The sequence below is a fragment of the Chitinophaga tropicalis genome, from assembly GCF_009758205.1.
In the GTDB taxonomy this organism is placed as follows: Bacteria; Bacteroidota; Bacteroidia; order Chitinophagales; family Chitinophagaceae; genus Chitinophaga; species Chitinophaga tropicalis.
Map to the genome: position 1 here is coordinate 126707 of NZ_WRXN01000001.1, position 17011 is coordinate 143717.

A 17011-nucleotide genomic window follows, 5' to 3' on the forward strand; every position below is an offset into this window, starting at 1 on the left:
TTACTGTTTTTGAAGGCGATACATAAATATAACATTATACCAGGATGGATTTGGGTTCCAGGTAAGCCTCCAGCCCATAAACACCAAATTCCCTGCCGATACCGGATTGCTTAAATCCGCCAAAAGGCGCCTGTGGGTCATGTCGGAATCCATTGATAGCCACTCGCCCTGCCAATATTCTTGCCGCTACTCTCTCAGCCCTTTCATTATCTGCAGAACTTATATAGGCATGCAGGCCATAGTCCGTATCGTTGGCAATGGCAATAGCCTCTTCTTCTGTTTTATACGTAAGAATGCTCAGTACAGGCCCAAATATCTCTTCCCTGGCAATACGCATACTGTTATTAACGTTGGTAAAAACAGTGGGCTTGACAAAGTTACCGGCTTCCAGGCCTTCAGGATGTCCCTCACCTCCAATCAGTAATTCAGCCCCTTCTTCCTGTCCCAGCCTTATATACTGCTGCACACGGTCATACTGCTTTTTACTCACCATTGGCCCTACCCCGGTATCTTCATCTCCCGGATTACCTACTTTCACCTTTGCTACTGCTGCTTTTACCAGCTGATTCACTTCTTCCAGCCGGCTTTCCGGCACCAGCAGGCGGGTAGCTGCTACACATGCCTGCCCGTTATTCATATAAGCAGCCAATACCGCCATGGGGATAGCTTTCTGCAGGTCTGCATCTTCCAGCAGGATGTTGGGAGATTTGCCGCCCAGTTCCAGCGTTACACGCTTCATAGTGTCTATAGCGCCACGGGCAATGGTCTTACCGATTACCGTAGAACCTGTAAAAGAGATCTTGGCAATGTCCGGATGACGCGTAATTTCTGCGCCCACTACCTCACCACTGCCATTTACCACGTTGAATATACCTGCTGGCAGCCCTGCTTCATGAAAGGCCTCCAGCAGTACCTGTGTCTGCCCGGCGCTCATTTCACTGGGTTTGATCACAGCGGTACAACCCGCTGCAATAGCAGTGGCCAGCTTGCTGCATATAAAACTGTTGCTGGCATTCCAGGGAGTAATGATGCCCGCAACACCTACCGGCTCAAGTCTCACTTTTGTACGGTTTACAGTTTTTTCAAAGTCGAAGATGCGCAATGTTTCGATAACATCCTGGAAAGCATTAATGGCAAACCGGGTGCTCATACGGCTGAATTGCAGAGTACCGCCATATTCTTCCACCATAGCGGCCACCATGTCTTCTTCCCTTTTCAATACAGCTGCATGCAGCCTTTCCAGGTAATTGATACGTTCTTCCCTGGTAGTAGCTGAAAGCGCTGGCAGGGCTGCCTTTGCTGCAGCAATAGCCCTGCGGGTATCTTCTTCATCGCCCAGCGTTACTTTACCCGCCAGTTCATTTGTTGAAGGATTGACCAGGTCAAATACTTCCGTTCCATGAGGTGTTACAAACTCCCCGTTTACATAGATCTTGTTTATCGCTTTCATGTGCTTCATTTTTGTTTTGTATGTCAAAGGTGAGACGATCTTGGAACGGAAAGTTTGTTGTACGGGTCAATCTTTATTTGTTAAAAAGTCCATGAAAAAGTAAAAGCGCCATAAAGGCGCTCTTACATGGGTTAACCAATAATTATTTGTCCCATTACTCGCAAGACAAGGTTATAGTATAACTCTTGTAAGTCTTCCCTGCACCATAATCGGCCGTATTTTCAGTAGAAGCAGTAGCACCTGCAGCCAGTTCATTCAATGTAAGGATAGTATTGGTCTCATAAACTGAGCCGTCAGTAGTAGTTACTTTTATAAGAGCCTGCACTTGTTTTGCTGAACCGTCCCCAACATTAAATTTCTGGGAAGAATTGTTCTTCACATCAAAGGTCAGGAATATAAGATGCTGTTCCGGAGAGTCCGCAAGCTTGGTCTGGGTCAGCGTAAAGTCATTTGCAAAACACTTGCCGGATGGCACGGCAGGATTCTTATCATCAGAGCAACTTCCAAGGGTAAACGACAATAATACTACAGACAAAATTGAAAGGATCGATTTCTTCATTGTTTTTTAGTTTAAAGGAAATTAGATCAATAAATTACACTATGGTTTGTGAAGCATGGTTCCAGGCGTTTCAGACATAAGCCCTGTTTCTTTCACAGTACAAAAATCCTCCGGAGCAGCATTATATTCAATAGCCGGAGTTGAGTATTTTATTTCTACCTATTTATAGGTACTTTCGTATCCAATTGGCATTCAAGATAATTTAGAATCTTACCGGCATGAACCGAATACTCATACTATGCTGTACGTTACTGAGCATAACCCTTTCCAGTACAGCGCAACTACCATTAAATCAGCAGCGCTATGCAGATAGCCTTATCACCCTTCTGCAAAAGGAAAAGAACGACAGTATAAAGGCAAAGCTCTGCTTCCACCTGATGTATTACTGGCAGGTCAGAGATACCGCTAAAGCAAAACATTACCTGGAACAGGGCAGGATATTCAGCAAAAACAATCTTTTCCTCCAGGGGCTGTCCTATGCCCATGAAGGCTATTACTACTTCAACTCAGACCTCGACAAAAGCGAAATTGCTTACCTGAAAGCAGATTCCATACTTAGCCACTTTGATACAAAGGAAGCCTATGTAGCCAGGACCAATATCCTGCAGAACTATGGCGTAATATTCCAGGCCCGGGATGACGACCGGACATTCACCGATATTATACTGAACAGGGCTATCCCCATGGCAGAAAAAGCAAAAGACAGCGCAGTTCTCGGATCTCAGTATGTCAGTGTAAGCGTGGGCTTTATGAATATTGAGCAGTATGATAAAGCAGAGATCTATCTCAATAATGCCATTAATATCATGAAACTCTCTCATGCACAGTCCTCCCGGCTGGTAGCTGCCTATAACAGGGCAGGAGAGAATTATATCTATCTGAAGAAAATAAATGCGGCCAAAGGCGTGCTGGATACAGTAAAAGAGATCCTTGCTCCTTACCCTGAATCAGAGCTTTATGCAGGCTACTACCAGGTAGAAGGCATGTACCTGCATGAGTTAAAAAAATACAATGAGGCAATAACCAGCTTTGATAAAGGCATAAAAGCGGCCAATGGTCCCAACAAAGCCTACCGCATACAGGAGCTACAGTTCCTCAAAGTAAAATCACTGCTGGCCGCAGGTAAATATGAACCAGCCCGGCAAATTCTACTCAGTCTCGCTGCCGATGAAGACGTCATTTCCCTGGATGCCGGCAGGGCAGAGCTGTACTCCAGTTTCGCTGAAGCCTATGCAGGACTGGGCAATACAAAATTGGCCTATGAATGGAATAAGCGCTACAGCCAACTGAACGACAGTATGAATGACAGCCGCCTGAAACGGGATATTAATGCCCTGGAGATCAGGTATAAGAATGCAGAGAAAGAACGGGAGATCATCTCCCTCAAAGCAAAGAATGAACAGTCCATCCTGAAGGCCCGGAACAACCAGCTGGTAGCGTGGCTCTTTGCGGTGCTAAGTATCTTCCTGCTGATAGTGGCCGCACTGGCATGGGTATATTACAGGAACAACCGGAAACTGTCTGCCCAGAAAGATATTAACCACCAGCAACAGATCAGGGAAATGGAACAGCAACAACAGCTGACCGCCACCACGGCTATGCTGGCAGGCGAAGAGCGGGAAAGACAGCGCCTTGCCCGCGATCTGCACGATGGATTAGGAGGAATGCTGGCCGGTATAAAAATGGATATCTCCAGGATCAGTGAAATGGAACTTCCCGTAAAAGAACGGTTGCCCGTTGCCGTAGGACAGCTGGACGACGCTATCGGCGAGTTAAGACGCATAGCCCGCAATATGATGCCGGAAACATTGTTCAGGTTTGGCCTGCCTGCTGCACTGAAAGACTTCTGCGAAAGCTTTGAAAAAGGACCATCCAATATTATACTGCAATGTTATGGGATGGATAATAACGACCTGTCACCTTCCGTACAGATAATGGTATATCGTATCATACAGGAGCTGGTTACCAACGCCCTGAAACATGCCAAAGCCACTGATATCCTGATAGACTGTATACAGAACGATAACCAGGTAGATATTACAGTAGAAGACAACGGTAAAGGCTTTGATCCTGACAGGATAAAGAACGGAGGCATAGGCCTCAGCAACATACAGACAAGAGTGAATTACTTAAACGGAAAGCTGGATATACAATCCTCTCCCGGTACAGGAACAACAGTGACTATAAATATCTTTTTGAATGAACAATGAATCTATCTCTCTGCTCATAGTTGATGATCATCCGGTGGTAATAGCAGGCATCAGATCATTACTTCAGGATATAGAGAATGTAACAATTGCCGGCAGCTGCCACAACGGGGCTTCAGCAAAAGAGTTCCTTCAGCAACATCATGCAGATATAATACTGCTGGATATTAACCTTCCCGATATCAGTGGTATAGATCTTTGCCTGGAGCTGAGAAAAAAATATCCTCACCTCCGTATACTGGCGCTCAGCAATCACAGCGAAAAAAGTATGGTGGCAAGGATGCTGGAAAATGGCGCCTCTGGCTATCTGCTTAAAAACGCTTCCACCGCAGAACTACAGGAAGCCATTCGTGACGCTATGAACGACAGGCTCTTTTTCAGTAATGACGTTGCCAGGAAAATGCTGGACACTTCTACCAATGTGTCATTACCTCAGCTTACAAGGCGTGAGAAGGAAATACTGAAACTGATAGCTGAAGGACTGACCAGCCAGACTATAGCGTCAACGCTGAATATAAGTCAGCTAACGGTAGATACACACCGCCGCAACATGATACAGAAATTCAATGTTTCCAGTATGACGGCCGTGGTAAAAATTGCAATGGATCATTCCATGATCTGAGAACTGTTATGCCATGACCCATTTCTGGATGGTCCACACACACATCCAGCCCATTATCAGTACTACCAGCCAGCCTGCTATCTGCATCCAGAGAGGATGCCTGTAATCATTCACCAGCCTTTTACGCGTAGCCGCTATCAATATTACTGCCAGCGCCACCGGTAGTATCAGTCCGTTAATAGCCCCTGCCATGATAAGCAGCTGTACAGGATTGCCTATACCCACAACAATAATAGTAGAGAAAATGATGAAACTGGTGATGAACCACTTCTCATGCGTGGCTATAAAGGGATGGAATGTCTTCATAAACGATACGGATGTATATGCGGCTCCCACTACAGAGGTAATAGCGGCGCTCCACATCACCACGCCAAAGAAACGGTAACCTATCTCTCCGGCGGCTATACGGAATACCGATGCCGGCGGATTGCCACCGTCCAGCTGAATGCCCTGAGTCACCACTCCCAATGCCGCCAGGAACAAAAGGGAACGCATCACGCCGGTAATAACTATCCCGCTTACAGCACTACGGTTCACATAGCCTATCTGTTCTTTTCCCCCAAATCCTGCATCCAGCAGGCGATGTGCGCCTGAGAAGCTGATATAACCACCAACAGTACCTCCTACAAGTGTGACTATAGATCTAATATCTACCATATCCGGCCACACGCTTTGCCGCAATGCCGCTACTACCGGCGGATGTGAGCTGACAGCAACATAAAGGGTGAGCAGCACCATGAGGATACCCAGCCAGCGGGCAAAATGGTCCATTGCCTTACCGGCTTCCTTCAGCCAGAAAATAAACAGTGCAATACCACAACTCAGGATAGCGCCGTATGTAGTATCCATTCCTGAGAGTACTTGCAGCCCTAATCCACAACCGCCTATATTGGCAATATTGAACACCAATCCTCCCAATACTATCAATACTGTCAGGAAATATCCCAACCCAGGCATCAATGCGTTGGCCAGGTCCTGCGCCCGGTACCGGGTTACTGTCAGCACCCGCCAGATATTCAGCTGGGCGCCTATGTCCAGCAGTATAGATAACAGGATCACAAAGCTGAATGCGGTGGTCTGCTGTTGCGTAAAAACAGTTGTCTGGGTAAGGAAGCCGGGACCAATAGCCGAAGTAGCCATCAGGAAAGCAGCTCCTATCAGTATGGAAAGTCTTTGCTTGCTCAAACGTGTTGTATGGTTATCTGGTGGTGATATAATGCCTCATGAACAGCTTTGGCAAACGGAACGGCATGAGCACCGTCCCCGTGCAGGCAGATAGTCTGAGTGGTAAGCGGAACAGTAATTCCGTTCACGCTGGTAACCTGCTGTTGTGTTACCATCTGCAATGCCTGCTGTAAGGCTTTCTCTTCCGTTTCAATCATAGCATCAGGCCTGGAACGCGGGGTCAGGGATCCGTCATCCTGGTAAGTCCTGTCAGCAAATACTTCGCTCACAGCTTTTAACCCGGCTTCTTCAGCAGCTTCGATCAGCCAGCTGTTGCTTAGTCCAAAAAAACGGAGCGTCGGGTCTGCATCTTTCACCGCCTTCACAATAATACGGGCCATGTCAGGTGTTCTGGCCGCCATATTATAAAGAGCTCCATGTGGTTTCACATGGGTTATTACAGCATTCAGTGAACGGCAAACGGTTTGTATAATATGCAGCTGTTCTGTTATAAGATCATATAAAGCAGTGTCAGGAAGATGTTGTTCTGTTCTGCCGAAGTTCTCTTTATCCGCAAATCCTGGATGTGCACCTATGGCTACCTGGTGCTGCAGGGCCAGTGTAATGGTACGCTCAATGGTGGATTTATTGCCGGCATGGTAGCCACAGGCAATATTAGCGCTGCTGATGTAGGGCATGATAGCAGCATCTGTATCCATGCCTTCTCCCATATCGCAGTTAAGATCTACATAATACATTAGTTGGTTGACAGGCCCTTTGAATGCAGCCATTCCTCTAACCGTAATTTACAGGCATTTTGCAAAAATAGCAAGCGTTGCTCCTGCTGCCATAACAACTCCCGGGCGGTTTCAGGATCTATAACATGGAAGCTGAAATGATGCCGGGGACTAAACTGGGCAAGCGTAGGCTGATCGGCCGCTATGACGTGGGCTATACGGGGATAACCTCCTGTGGTCTGATGATCTGCCACGAGAATGATCAGTTGCCCGTTAGGTAATAACTGTACAGTACCACGGCTGATACCGGCAGAAAGCATTTCTTCGTATGGAATGGTATGTATCGGAGATCCCTGCAGGCGGAACCCCATACGGTCAGATTGTTCAGTTAAATGGAAGTCGCCCCCGAAAGATGCCTGTCCCGCTTTATCCAGCAGCTCCCAGCCGCTGCCTGTGGTAACGCGTATAACGTTGCCGGGAGTATACAGCTCTCTCACGTCAGCAGTCCAGGGTAATGGCATCTCAGTTTTAAGCTGAATAGTATTTCTCCTGAAAGAAAGACGGTCGTATTTCTGTAGAACGCGGCCTTCCAATCCTCCGGCGCCGGCCTTCAGATGGGTACTGTGACTGTCCAGCCAGTGAGGCAGCTCCAGTCCTCCCTGGATAGCCATGTAACAACGGGCGCCCCATACAGGGCGCGTAAAACGCAAAACAGTCTGACTGGTGATGAAGAAAGGCTTGTTTATACTAACCGGCCGTTCATTGATCATAGCGCCAAAATCAGCGCCGGATAAGGCTATTAATACATTCTCTTCAAACAGGAATGCAGAGGCGGGAAAATGTAATTCTATGGCAGCTTCTCCCAGCTCATTTCCTACCAGGCTGTTAGCCACTGCCAGTGCAGCTCTGTCCATCGCTCCACCCGGGTTTATCCCAAGATGCTGGTAACCGTATCTTCCCGTATCCTGTACGCTGTCCATTATCCCCTGCTGTAGTACCTGTATCACTGTCTGTTGTGGTTTAGTTCATGAAATTCTTCTAATGATACAGGCACAAACCGTACCTGATCCCCCGGTTGACAATAACAGGGTATCTCCTTTTCAGCATCAAACATCCTGACAGGAGTTTTTCCGATCAGGTTCCAGCCCCCGGGAGAATCCAGCGGATAGATGCCCGTCTGTGCGCCGGCAATTCCCACACTACCGGCCGGGATCTTTACACGTGGCTTCTTTAACCGCGGAGTAGCCAGTATATCATCTACCGTTCCCATGTATGGAAAACCAGGCAGGAAACCAAGCATGTATACAGTATAAGTGGTTTGCGTATGCAACTCAACGATCTTATCTACTGACAGACTCTTTTGCTCCGCCATTGCCAGGAGGTCCGGCCCCAGGGAAGGATCATAACATACAGGGATCTCTATCTGTCTTGAAACAACAGCAACCTCCGCTGCAGACATGTTCAACGCATCCGTCACTATCCTGATTACTTCATCATAAGCATAACGCGCTGCACGCGCATTATAAATAACGGTTAAAGAAGCATATGCCGGTATAAGATCAAGAATGTAAATGTGTTGTAATGAGCGGAGATAATGATATGTATTCAATACACGCTGGTGTATAACAGGAGAGATCTCCTGCTCCCATTCAATGATAATGGCACTGTCACCCAGCGGGGCTATTATGTATTTTTTTTTCATTTACCAGTAGAAGATACTACCTTTTCAGCAGATTACCTTTATAAAAAACAACAAATGAAAACTCACCAATACCATATCACTACTACATGGACCGGCAACACCGGCACCGGCACAAAAAATTACACTTCTTATGAAAGAGCACATGAAATATCAGCCGCAGGTAAAGATGTGATCAAAGGCTCTTCAGATCCTTCTTTCCGCGGAGATAAAACAAGATATAACCCTGAAGAGTTATTGGTCTCCTCACTATCTTCCTGTCACATGCTCTGGTACCTGCACCTCTGCGCACAGGCAGGTATAGTTATAGTTGATTATGTCGATCACGCCGAAGGATTTATGACAGAAGACGCAGACGGTGGCGGTCGTTTCAGTGAAGTGATATTGAAACCCGTTGTTACCATCACCGATGCTGCAATGATTGAAAAAGCCAACGCCTTACATCACGAAGCAAACCGGCTTTGCTTCATTGCAAATTCCTGCAATTTCCCTGTAAAACACCAGCCTGAATGTATAGCGCTTTAGAGATTATAATTATTTTAACCACTTTCTTTCACTAAAACCACTATCCGGAACCAAAAGATTACACTATTTCCTATAAAAAGCCCCACCGGAAAAATTAAATATAAATTTCCGCAACAGGTGCCTGAGCCCCTGCTGTAAATATTTTGCAATTCAGTTTTTTGTTATAAACTTTGTGTGGTAATTCTTTTTACAATGGATACTATATCCGAATACGGATACGATCAATACTTACTGCACTTCACTATTCTGAACACTTCCCCTCCCGGATTTTAGCTTAATGGAACAGAAATAGAATTTGTATTACAGGCATTACTATGTCCGTAATAGTACTGCAATGTATTGTACTCACGTACAATATAAGTACGTATGCCCCTACAGGTTATTTTTCTCCTTAAATAAACAACAACTATGCAAACAACTGAAGTTCTCAGGTGGCTGATCATTATTGCCGTACCTGTACTATGTCTTGTGCTCTACAAATTTATCCTTCGCGTCTTTTTCGGTCTTGTAATAGTACCGGAAGACAGGATAGGTCTGGTCACAAAAAAATTCGTGCTCTTTGGTAAACAGGAGCTCCCGGAAGGTCATATCATAGCGGTAGACAGAGAAGCCGGTTTCCAGGCACAAACCCTGGCTCCAGGTGTTTACTTCTGGAAATGGCTCTGGCAGTACGAAGTTACTTTCCAGGCATTTACCATCATTCCAACAGGTAAAATAGGACTGGTACTGGCAAAAGACGGTACCGAACTGAAACCAGGCGCTATCCTTGCACGCCGGGTGGACTGCGATGCCTACCAGAACGCGGAACTTTTCCTGCGTAACGGCGGACAAAAAGGCCGGCAAACAACCATCATGACACCAGGTTCCTACCGTATCAACACCTTCCTCTTTGAGGTGGAAATAACAGATATGACCAGTGTACCTGACAACAGCGTAGGCATTGTCACTACCCTGGAAGGTAAGGCCATAGAATATGGTCAGATTGCCGGTAAGATCATAGAAAACCATAACAACTTCCAGGATGCAGACGCCTTCCTGTCCAATGGCGGTTACAAAGGGTTACAGGAACAGGTCATCCTCTCCGGTTCATACTTCCTGAACCCCTGGTTCGTAAAAGTAGAAATGAGAGGCATGACAGAGATACCCATCAGCCACGTAGGCGTTGTGATCTCTTATGTAGGTAATGATGGTGAAGACCTTAGCGGTAAGGAATTCAAACACGGCAATATCGTGGCCAAACACCATAAAGGCGTATGGGCAGAACCGTTGGGGCCCGGCAAATATCCTATCAACTCCTACATCATGAAAGTGGAATACGTTCCTACTACCAACCTGGTGCTGAACTGGGCATCTGCACGCACAGAATCCCATCAGCTGGACAAGAATCTGTCTACTATCACAGTTCGGAGTAAAGACGGTTTCACCTTCCACCTGGATGTATCACAGATCATTCATATCCCTTCTTATGAAGCGCCGAAAGTGATTGCCCGCTTCGGTAATATGAGCAACCTTGTAACACAGGTACTGGAACCTACTATCGGCAACTACTTCCGCAACTCCGCACAGGACGCTGAAGTGATAGACTTCCTGAAAAGCCGTAAGGAGCGACAGGAATCAGCCAAGCTGCATATAGGCCGTGTGCTGGAGCAATACAACGTATTTGGTGTAGATACCCTTATCGGTGACATCGTTCCGCCTGAAAGCCTGATGAAAACACTGACAGACCGTAAAATAGCGGAAGAACAGAAAGTAACGTACGACACTCAGATGCGTGCACAGGAAACCAGGCAGGCACTGGAAAAAGAAACGGCTATCGCCGAGATCCAGAAAGAGATCGTGAAAGCAGATCAGGGTGTATTGATAGCAGAAAGGATTGCCGACGCTGCAGTAAAAAAAGCTACCGGTGATGCCAACAGTGTACGTCTCCAGGCCAATGCGGAAGCCGACAGGATGAAGCTCATGGCAAACGGTGAAGCCGAAAAGGTACGCGTGCTGGCAAAAGCAGAAGCTGAACGTACAGAACTGATAGCTAAAGCTGATGCTGAAAAGATCTCCCTGACAGGTAACGCAGAAGCTGAAAAAATACTGGCTATCGGTAAGTCAAGCGCTGAGTCCTATAAGCTGGCAGTAGAAGCCATGGGTGGTAACAACTTCACACAACTGAAAGTAATGGAAGCCATCGGTGAACAACATATCAGGATCATGCCGGATATCCTTATTGGAGGTGGTGACGGTACCAACGGCCCTATCAGCGGATTATTGGGACTGAAACTGCTTGAACAGGTGGGCAACAGGGCCAATACCACAAATACTACAAACACTGCTGCAACAGAATAGCCCTTTCATCCATTTCTACATAAAAAGCCACCTCGCAGAAGCGGGGTGGCTTTCTCATTTAAAGATTGTTAATATTGATATAACATACGCTGTAAGATCCCTTTCCTATTTTTGTCCCCGCCTTTCATACTTACATTAATTATTCTGAAGTGAACAAATATCCCGGCTATTAAAACCCACATATTCAATTAAATCACAACAATGAAAAAAGCATCATTACTATTGCTTGGTTGCGCCGCAACCCTGCTGTTTTCCCAATGTAGCAAACCCACTGCAGAGCAAACTGCTCCTTCCCTGAAAAATGCAGGACAGGAAAATATGGTTGCCGCCACCGCTGCTGCTCCCTGCGCCTGCCAGGAAAGCTCCACTAAAGTAACCGGTACTAACGCCGCCGCCTGGGCCAAACAGTTTGCGCCTCTTATCAAATTTGACAGGTCAGCACCTGATTATCCTACTACCGTAGAAGATATCTGGGCCAATACAGATCCGGCCAGTATCACATGCGGAGGTAAACTGGTACTGCTTAACGACGACGCTCCAAGAAGCATGAACTTCCCTACTTATTACGATGTACAGGTACACCCAAATGATGCCAACAGGATATTCATTGAATACTGGTGGCTGTACAAACGCCAGGGTAACTGTGTCGGCGCTACCGGCGGACATGATTATGACCTGGAGCACATGGTTATACAGTTTAACAAATCCACCCAGCGTATTATCACTGTCACATATTTCCAGCACGCAGGCTGGTATACCAAAGACTGGAGAAACGTTGCAGCTGGTACAAGAGTACAGGCATATGTTGGAAAAAAAGCGCATGGCATGTACCACATGTCCCGCTCCAGCAGCTTTCCTGGTGTGGAATGTACTTATTGGGGTGATTACAGGAACCCCGATGGTACAAAAGATGAAGTACTTACAGGCAACAACGTGTCACAGATGGATTGCAGTATCTCTCAGTTCAACTACAGCGGCGACTGGGGCAATCCTGGTAAAGGCCCGTTATTCAGAGACAGGGCTTTCTGGAATTATGCATCCTGCAAAGTTGATGGTTGCAGCGAATGTGATTTCGACAGCAGCGTATTGTTAGGAAGTATTAATTGATCCCTATACTTGTTTTCTTAAAAAGCATTTCCAATATGGAAATGCTTTTTTGATTAAAAAAACCATCCGCAGAAGCGGATGGTCCTTGTCCTAAGTCCTGTCTTGTTTATCAATGTCCTTGCTAAGTGTTCTTTTTTGCTTGTCTTTATATTTTCCAGTGAGAATGTTATTATCTTAAATGTGCCCTCAGCATCCATGCCATTTTCTCATGAGTCTCCATCAGGCCGGTAATGTAATCACTTGTACCCAGGTCATGCCAGTCATTCGCAAAACGATTGATGTTCTCTCTCAGGTGAATAACCAGGCTCTCATGATCTGCTAACAGCTCGCGGATAAATCCCAGGCTGTCATTGCTACTTCTTGATTTCTCAGAAAGATGTGTAAGCGATAAATATTCCTTTAAAGTAGCCGGCGCATAATGCCCTAATGTACGTACACGTTCAGCTACGCTATCCATTATTTCATCCAGCTCTTCATATTGTTTTTCAAAAAAGACATGTGTAGAATGGAAATCCGGTCCTTCTACATTCCAGTGGGCATTACGTGTCTTAGTGTATAATACAAATTCATCTGCCAGTATTTTAGACAGCTCAAGTGCTATCTTTGAAAGGAATTCCTGTTTTATACCTATGTTCGGTTCCATATGCTTTGTGGTTATTATATGCCAAAGGTATAACGCATCGCGGCAGCAGACAATGGATAAATTCCCCCACTTGTTGTACTATTTACCGTTTCATAATAAAAATTGTTACGAAATTCCCCTCTCAACTTGTTACTTTTACTAGTATTCAACGGATAAGTGATTGTTGATTAACTTAATATAATAGAATCTTAGCTTACAGGTAACAATGGAACTAAAAAAATCAACTGTGACAAAGAGTTGTATCATGCTATGCCTGGCAATGCTGGGCGCAGGTGCGCATGTATCTGCACAGGCACAGAAAGGAAATGCCAATGTGATCGTTTACAAAAATGCAAATGCTCCTGTAGATGCAAGGGTAAAAGATCTCTTAAAGCGTATGACGCTGGAAGAAAAGGCAGGACAGTTATCTACCCTGCTGGGATGGGACATGTATGAAAAGAATGGCAGCTCGGTAGGAGTGAGTCAGACCTTTAAAGACGTGATAGCAAAACGCCATATCGGTAGCTTCTGGGCTACATTAAGAGCAGACCCGTGGACAAAGAAAACACTGGAAACAGGTCTGACGCCTAAAATGGCGGCCGAGGCTACCAACGCCCTTCAACGTTATGTAATGGAAAACACCCGCCTGGGTATTCCCCTGCTGCTGGCAGAAGAATGCCCGCATGGACACATGGCCATCGGCACCACAGTTTTCTCTACTTCCATAGGTCAGGCCAGCACCTGGGATCCCGCATTGATCCAGGAAATGGCCGGTGCTATTGCCAAAGAAGCCCGTTTGCAGGGCGCACATATCGGTTACGGTCCCGTACTGGACCTGGTACGCGAACCAAGATGGTCAAGGCTGGAAGAAACATATGGTGAAGATCCATACCTCATAGGCCAGATGGGTATTGCCATGGTGAAAGGCTTTCAGGGTAGCAAGATAAACAGCGGCACTAATGTAATTTCCACGCTGAAACATTTTACTGCATATGGCTCTCCCGAAGGTGGTCATAACGGCGGTATTGCTCTCACAGGCCCGCGCGATCTTTATGTATCCTATCTGCCTCCATTCCGTGATGCAGTGAAAGCAGGCGCCTTATCCATCATGGCGTCCTACAATTCCATTGATGGTATACCATGCAGCACCAACCCTTTCCTGCTGAAAGATGTGCTGATAAAAGAATGGGGCTTCAGAGGATTCTCGGTCTCCGATCTTGGAGGTATTCCCGGTGTAAGGACCACACATAAAGTTGCCGCTACTATAGACGAAGCTGCAGCACTGGCCATCAACGCCGGACTGGACGCCGATCTCGGCGGAGAAGCATATGGAGATGCGCTGATCAAAGCAGTAAAAGATAAACGTGTTACAATGGCCACTCTCGATACAGCAGTAGCACATGTATTACGGCTGAAATTCATAATGGGCCTCTTCGAAAAACCTTATGTAGATGTAGCTGCAGCTGAAAAGTCAGTAGGTACGGAAGCCAACAGACAACTGGCAAAGCGCGTAGCCGCAGAATCCATTGTGCTGATGAAAAATGAAGGTAACTTATTACCGCTGAAGAAAACCATCAAAAAACTGGCTGTAATAGGACCTAACGCTGATAATATCTATAACCAGCTGGGCGACTATACCGCTCCTCAGCCTGCTGCCAAAATAGTGACCGTACTGGAAGGTATACAGGCAAAAGTTTCGCCTGACACTAAAATTACCTATGTGAAAGGCTGCGCCATCCGCGATACAGCACACTCCACTATCAATGAAGCAGTAGCAGCAGCTAAAGATGCGGACGCTGTTGTAATAGTACTGGGGGGCTCCAGCGCACGTGACTTTGAAACATCTTTCCAGAGCACCGGCGCTGCAGAAGTGAAAGCTTCAGAAGTAGCCGTGAGCGATATGGAAAGCGGTGAAGGTTATGACAGGGTAAGCCTGGATCTGATGGGCCTGCAGTCACAACTGCTGCAACGCGTAGTAGCTGCCGGTAAACCTGTTGTACTGGTGCTGATAGAAGGACGCCCGCTCAATATCAACTGGGCCGCTGCACATGTACCAGCCATTGTAAATGCCTGGTATCCCGGACAGGAAGGAGGTAACGCAGTAGCAGATGTGCTCTTTGGCGATTATAACCCTGCCGGCCGCCTGCCCGTTTCTATTCCCAAATCAATAGGACAGCTGCCGGTATATTACAACTACAAAAGCGCTTCCCGTCATGATTATGTAGAAATGGACGCCAAACCACTGTATAGCTTTGGCCATGGTCTCAGCTATTCTTCCTTCGACTACAGCAACGTAAGAACAACAGTACAGGAAACAGCAGGCAACCTGAAAGTGACTGTTAAATTCCTGCTGAAGAACAACAGTACCGTAGCTGGCGACGAGGTTGCCCAGTTATACCTCCGCGACGACTTCACCTCAGTTGTTACAGCAGAACAACAGCTGAAAAAATTCCAGCGCGTACACCTTGAAGCAGGCCAGCAGAAAGAAATATCTTTTGAATTATTGCCTGAAGATCTGAAGTTGCTGAACGCAGGAATGAAATGGGTTGTAGAACCAGGGGCCTTCACTATAATGATAGGAGCTTCCTCTGAAGATATCAGGCTGAGAGATAAATTTGAGATCAGTAAACAGGTAGCTGTAAAATAATTTCCAGGCTTATATTCTTTTACTTGCGGGATCATTTTTGCTAAAGGCAAAGTGATCCCGTAATTTTTTTACTCATATGCTGATAATATCTGCTTCTCAGGAATACCGATAATAAAAGTAGCCCCGTTATCAATTTCACTGGTAGCTGTAATAAAACCATTGTGCTGCTCTATGATCTTTTTGCAGATGGACAGCCCTATACCGGTGCCCTCTATTTCATGATAGCTGTGCAACCGTTTAAAAACAATAAAAATATCTTCTGCATACTGGCTTTCAAAGCCAATACCATTATCCTTCACAAAGATCTTATAATAATTTCCTCCTGTTTTAACGGGCTGATAACGTTGTTCCAACGGATTTACCAGCTCAGCATAGATATGAATATCCGGCGGCATCTCCTTCTTTCTGAATTTAATAGCATTGCTGATCAGGTTGTAAAATACCTGTCGCATCAACGTAGGGATCACACTGATAGAAGGCAGCGGGTCAATCCGGATGCTGGCATTGACCTGTTGTATCTTTATCTCCAGTTCATTGACAGCCTCCCTCACTATCTGGTTAAGATCAGCATTAATAAAATCTCCACCTCCAATAGAATGTCTTGAAAACCGTAGCAGATCGCTCACCAGTTGCTGCATACGGATAGTAGCGCTGGTGATCTTCATTACATATTTTTCTACATCCAGCTCACCATTCTTTTTCTGTAGTATCATATCACTGAACACCCGGATCTTCCGCAACGGTTCCTGCAGATCGTGAGAGGCAATATAGGCAAAACGGTCCAGCTCTGTATTTACAGCCTGCAGATGACGGTTGTTCTGCAACAACTGGTCGTTCAGCTCAAGGACCTTACGCTCCGAAGCCTCTTTCTCCTTTATTTCCCTTTGCAGGGAAGCGTTGGCGGTCAGCAGCTTCTGCTCCTGCGCAATGAGCGACTGCGTTTTACGGTACAATTCCACGAACAGCCCCACCTTTACTCTTAACAGCTCAGGGTTAACCGGCTTATAGATAAAATCTACCGCACCTAACCTGTAACCCTTAAAAATCGCTTCCTCTTCATGGCTATGGGCCGTAATAAAGATAATAGGGATATCCTTCAGCCTGTCCCGCTGATAAATAAGCGAGGCTGTTTCAAAGCCGTTCATGTCCGGCATCTGAACATCCATCAGGATCAGGGAGAAATCAAATTCTTTCAGCAGTATTTTCAGCGCAGCTTTTCCTGAATTTGCTTTGACTATAGTATAGCTCTCCCTTTCCAGTATGGATTCAATAGACAATAGGTTATCCGCCCTGTCATCAACCACCAGTATTTTAACTAATTCGGGATCCTCCACT

General features: G+C 46.1%; 14 protein-coding genes. 6 read left to right on the forward strand and 8 right to left on the reverse strand.

Annotated elements, in window-relative coordinates:
* Nucleotides 1-34: 34 nt before the first annotated feature.
* Both GO493_RS00605 and GO493_RS00610 read right to left on the reverse strand, forming a co-directional pair.
* Entirely contained in the window at nucleotides 35-1450 is a 1416-nt protein-coding gene (locus GO493_RS00605; RefSeq protein WP_157304129.1) for an aldehyde dehydrogenase family protein, read from the reverse strand.
* 154 nt (nucleotides 1451-1604) lie between these two features.
* Nucleotides 1605-2009 carry a hypothetical protein gene (locus tag GO493_RS00610; protein WP_157304130.1) on the reverse strand — a complete coding sequence of 135 codons (405 nt, stop codon included), beginning with the start codon at nucleotides 2007-2009 and terminating at the stop codon, nucleotides 1605-1607.
* Between the two features lie 218 nt (nucleotides 2010-2227).
* Here GO493_RS00610 and GO493_RS00615 point away from each other — a divergent pair, with 218 nt between their 5' ends.
* Both GO493_RS00615 and GO493_RS00620 read left to right on the forward strand, forming a co-directional pair.
* Entirely contained in the window at nucleotides 2228-4219 is a 1992-nt protein-coding gene (locus GO493_RS00615) for a tetratricopeptide repeat-containing sensor histidine kinase (RefSeq protein ID WP_157304131.1), read from the forward strand.
* Nucleotides 4209-4838, forward strand: coding sequence for a response regulator (locus tag GO493_RS00620; protein ID WP_157304132.1), 630 nt, complete (start codon nucleotides 4209-4211; stop codon nucleotides 4836-4838). Before GO493_RS00615 ends, GO493_RS00620 begins: the two co-directional genes overlap by 11 nt.
* A 6-nt stretch (nucleotides 4839-4844) precedes the next feature.
* Here the strand turns inward: GO493_RS00620 and GO493_RS00625 are convergent, their stop codons facing one another.
* Genes GO493_RS00625 through pxpB form a run of 4 tightly spaced genes read right to left on the reverse strand, consistent with a single transcriptional unit; the run spans nucleotide 4845 to nucleotide 8441 of the window.
* The gene (locus GO493_RS00625; RefSeq protein ID WP_232538709.1) at nucleotides 4845-6023 is read right to left on the reverse strand and encodes an NRAMP family divalent metal transporter; all 1179 of its coding nucleotides are present in this window, start codon (nucleotides 6021-6023) and stop codon (nucleotides 4845-4847) included.
* The gene (locus GO493_RS00630; RefSeq protein WP_232538710.1) at nucleotides 6020-6793 is read right to left on the reverse strand and encodes a 5-oxoprolinase subunit PxpA; all 774 of its coding nucleotides are present in this window, start codon (nucleotides 6791-6793) and stop codon (nucleotides 6020-6022) included. Before GO493_RS00630 ends, GO493_RS00625 begins: the two co-directional genes overlap by 4 nt.
* On the reverse strand, nucleotides 6760-7746 hold the full coding sequence (locus tag GO493_RS00635) for a 5-oxoprolinase subunit C family protein (protein WP_157304133.1): 987 nt from the start codon (nucleotides 7744-7746) through the stop codon (nucleotides 6760-6762). Before GO493_RS00635 ends, GO493_RS00630 begins: the two co-directional genes overlap by 34 nt.
* Nucleotides 7743-8441, reverse strand: a complete 699-nt coding sequence (gene pxpB / locus GO493_RS00640; protein WP_157304134.1) for a 5-oxoprolinase subunit PxpB — start codon at nucleotides 8439-8441, stop codon at nucleotides 7743-7745. The genes GO493_RS00635 and pxpB overlap by 4 nt, the downstream gene beginning before the upstream one ends.
* A gap of 54 nt (nucleotides 8442-8495) precedes the next feature.
* Here pxpB and GO493_RS00645 point away from each other — a divergent pair, with 54 nt between their 5' ends.
* The 3 genes from GO493_RS00645 to GO493_RS00655 all read left to right on the forward strand — a co-directional run bounded on the left by GO493_RS00645 (nucleotide 8496) and on the right by GO493_RS00655 (nucleotide 12407).
* Nucleotides 8496-8963, forward strand: a complete 468-nt coding sequence (locus GO493_RS00645) for an OsmC family protein (RefSeq protein WP_157304135.1) — start codon at nucleotides 8496-8498, stop codon at nucleotides 8961-8963.
* Between the two features lie 408 nt (nucleotides 8964-9371).
* Entirely contained in the window at nucleotides 9372-11300 is a 1929-nt protein-coding gene (locus tag GO493_RS00650; RefSeq protein WP_157304136.1) for an SPFH domain-containing protein, read from the forward strand.
* A gap of 201 nt (nucleotides 11301-11501) precedes the next feature.
* Complete coding sequence (locus GO493_RS00655) at nucleotides 11502-12407, forward strand: hypothetical protein (protein ID WP_157304137.1); 906 nt, start codon at nucleotides 11502-11504, stop codon at nucleotides 12405-12407.
* 169 nt (nucleotides 12408-12576) lie between these two features.
* On the opposite strand, the gene GO493_RS00660 is transcribed toward GO493_RS00655, so the two are convergent.
* Entirely contained in the window at nucleotides 12577-13050 is a 474-nt protein-coding gene (locus GO493_RS00660) for a Dps family protein (RefSeq protein WP_157304138.1), read from the reverse strand.
* Nucleotides 13051-13276: 226 nt separating this feature from the next.
* Between GO493_RS00660 and GO493_RS00665 the strand changes: the two genes are divergently transcribed.
* Nucleotides 13277-15676 carry a glycoside hydrolase family 3 C-terminal domain-containing protein gene (locus GO493_RS00665; RefSeq protein WP_317165381.1) on the forward strand — a complete coding sequence of 800 codons (2400 nt, stop codon included), beginning with the start codon at nucleotides 13277-13279 and terminating at the stop codon, nucleotides 15674-15676.
* 68 nt (nucleotides 15677-15744) lie between these two features.
* Here GO493_RS00665 and GO493_RS00670 read toward each other — a convergent pair whose 3' ends face one another.
* The gene (locus GO493_RS00670) at nucleotides 15745-17010 is read right to left on the reverse strand and encodes a sensor histidine kinase (RefSeq protein WP_317165382.1); all 1266 of its coding nucleotides are present in this window, start codon (nucleotides 17008-17010) and stop codon (nucleotides 15745-15747) included.
* Nucleotide 17011: the final 1 nt, after the last annotated feature.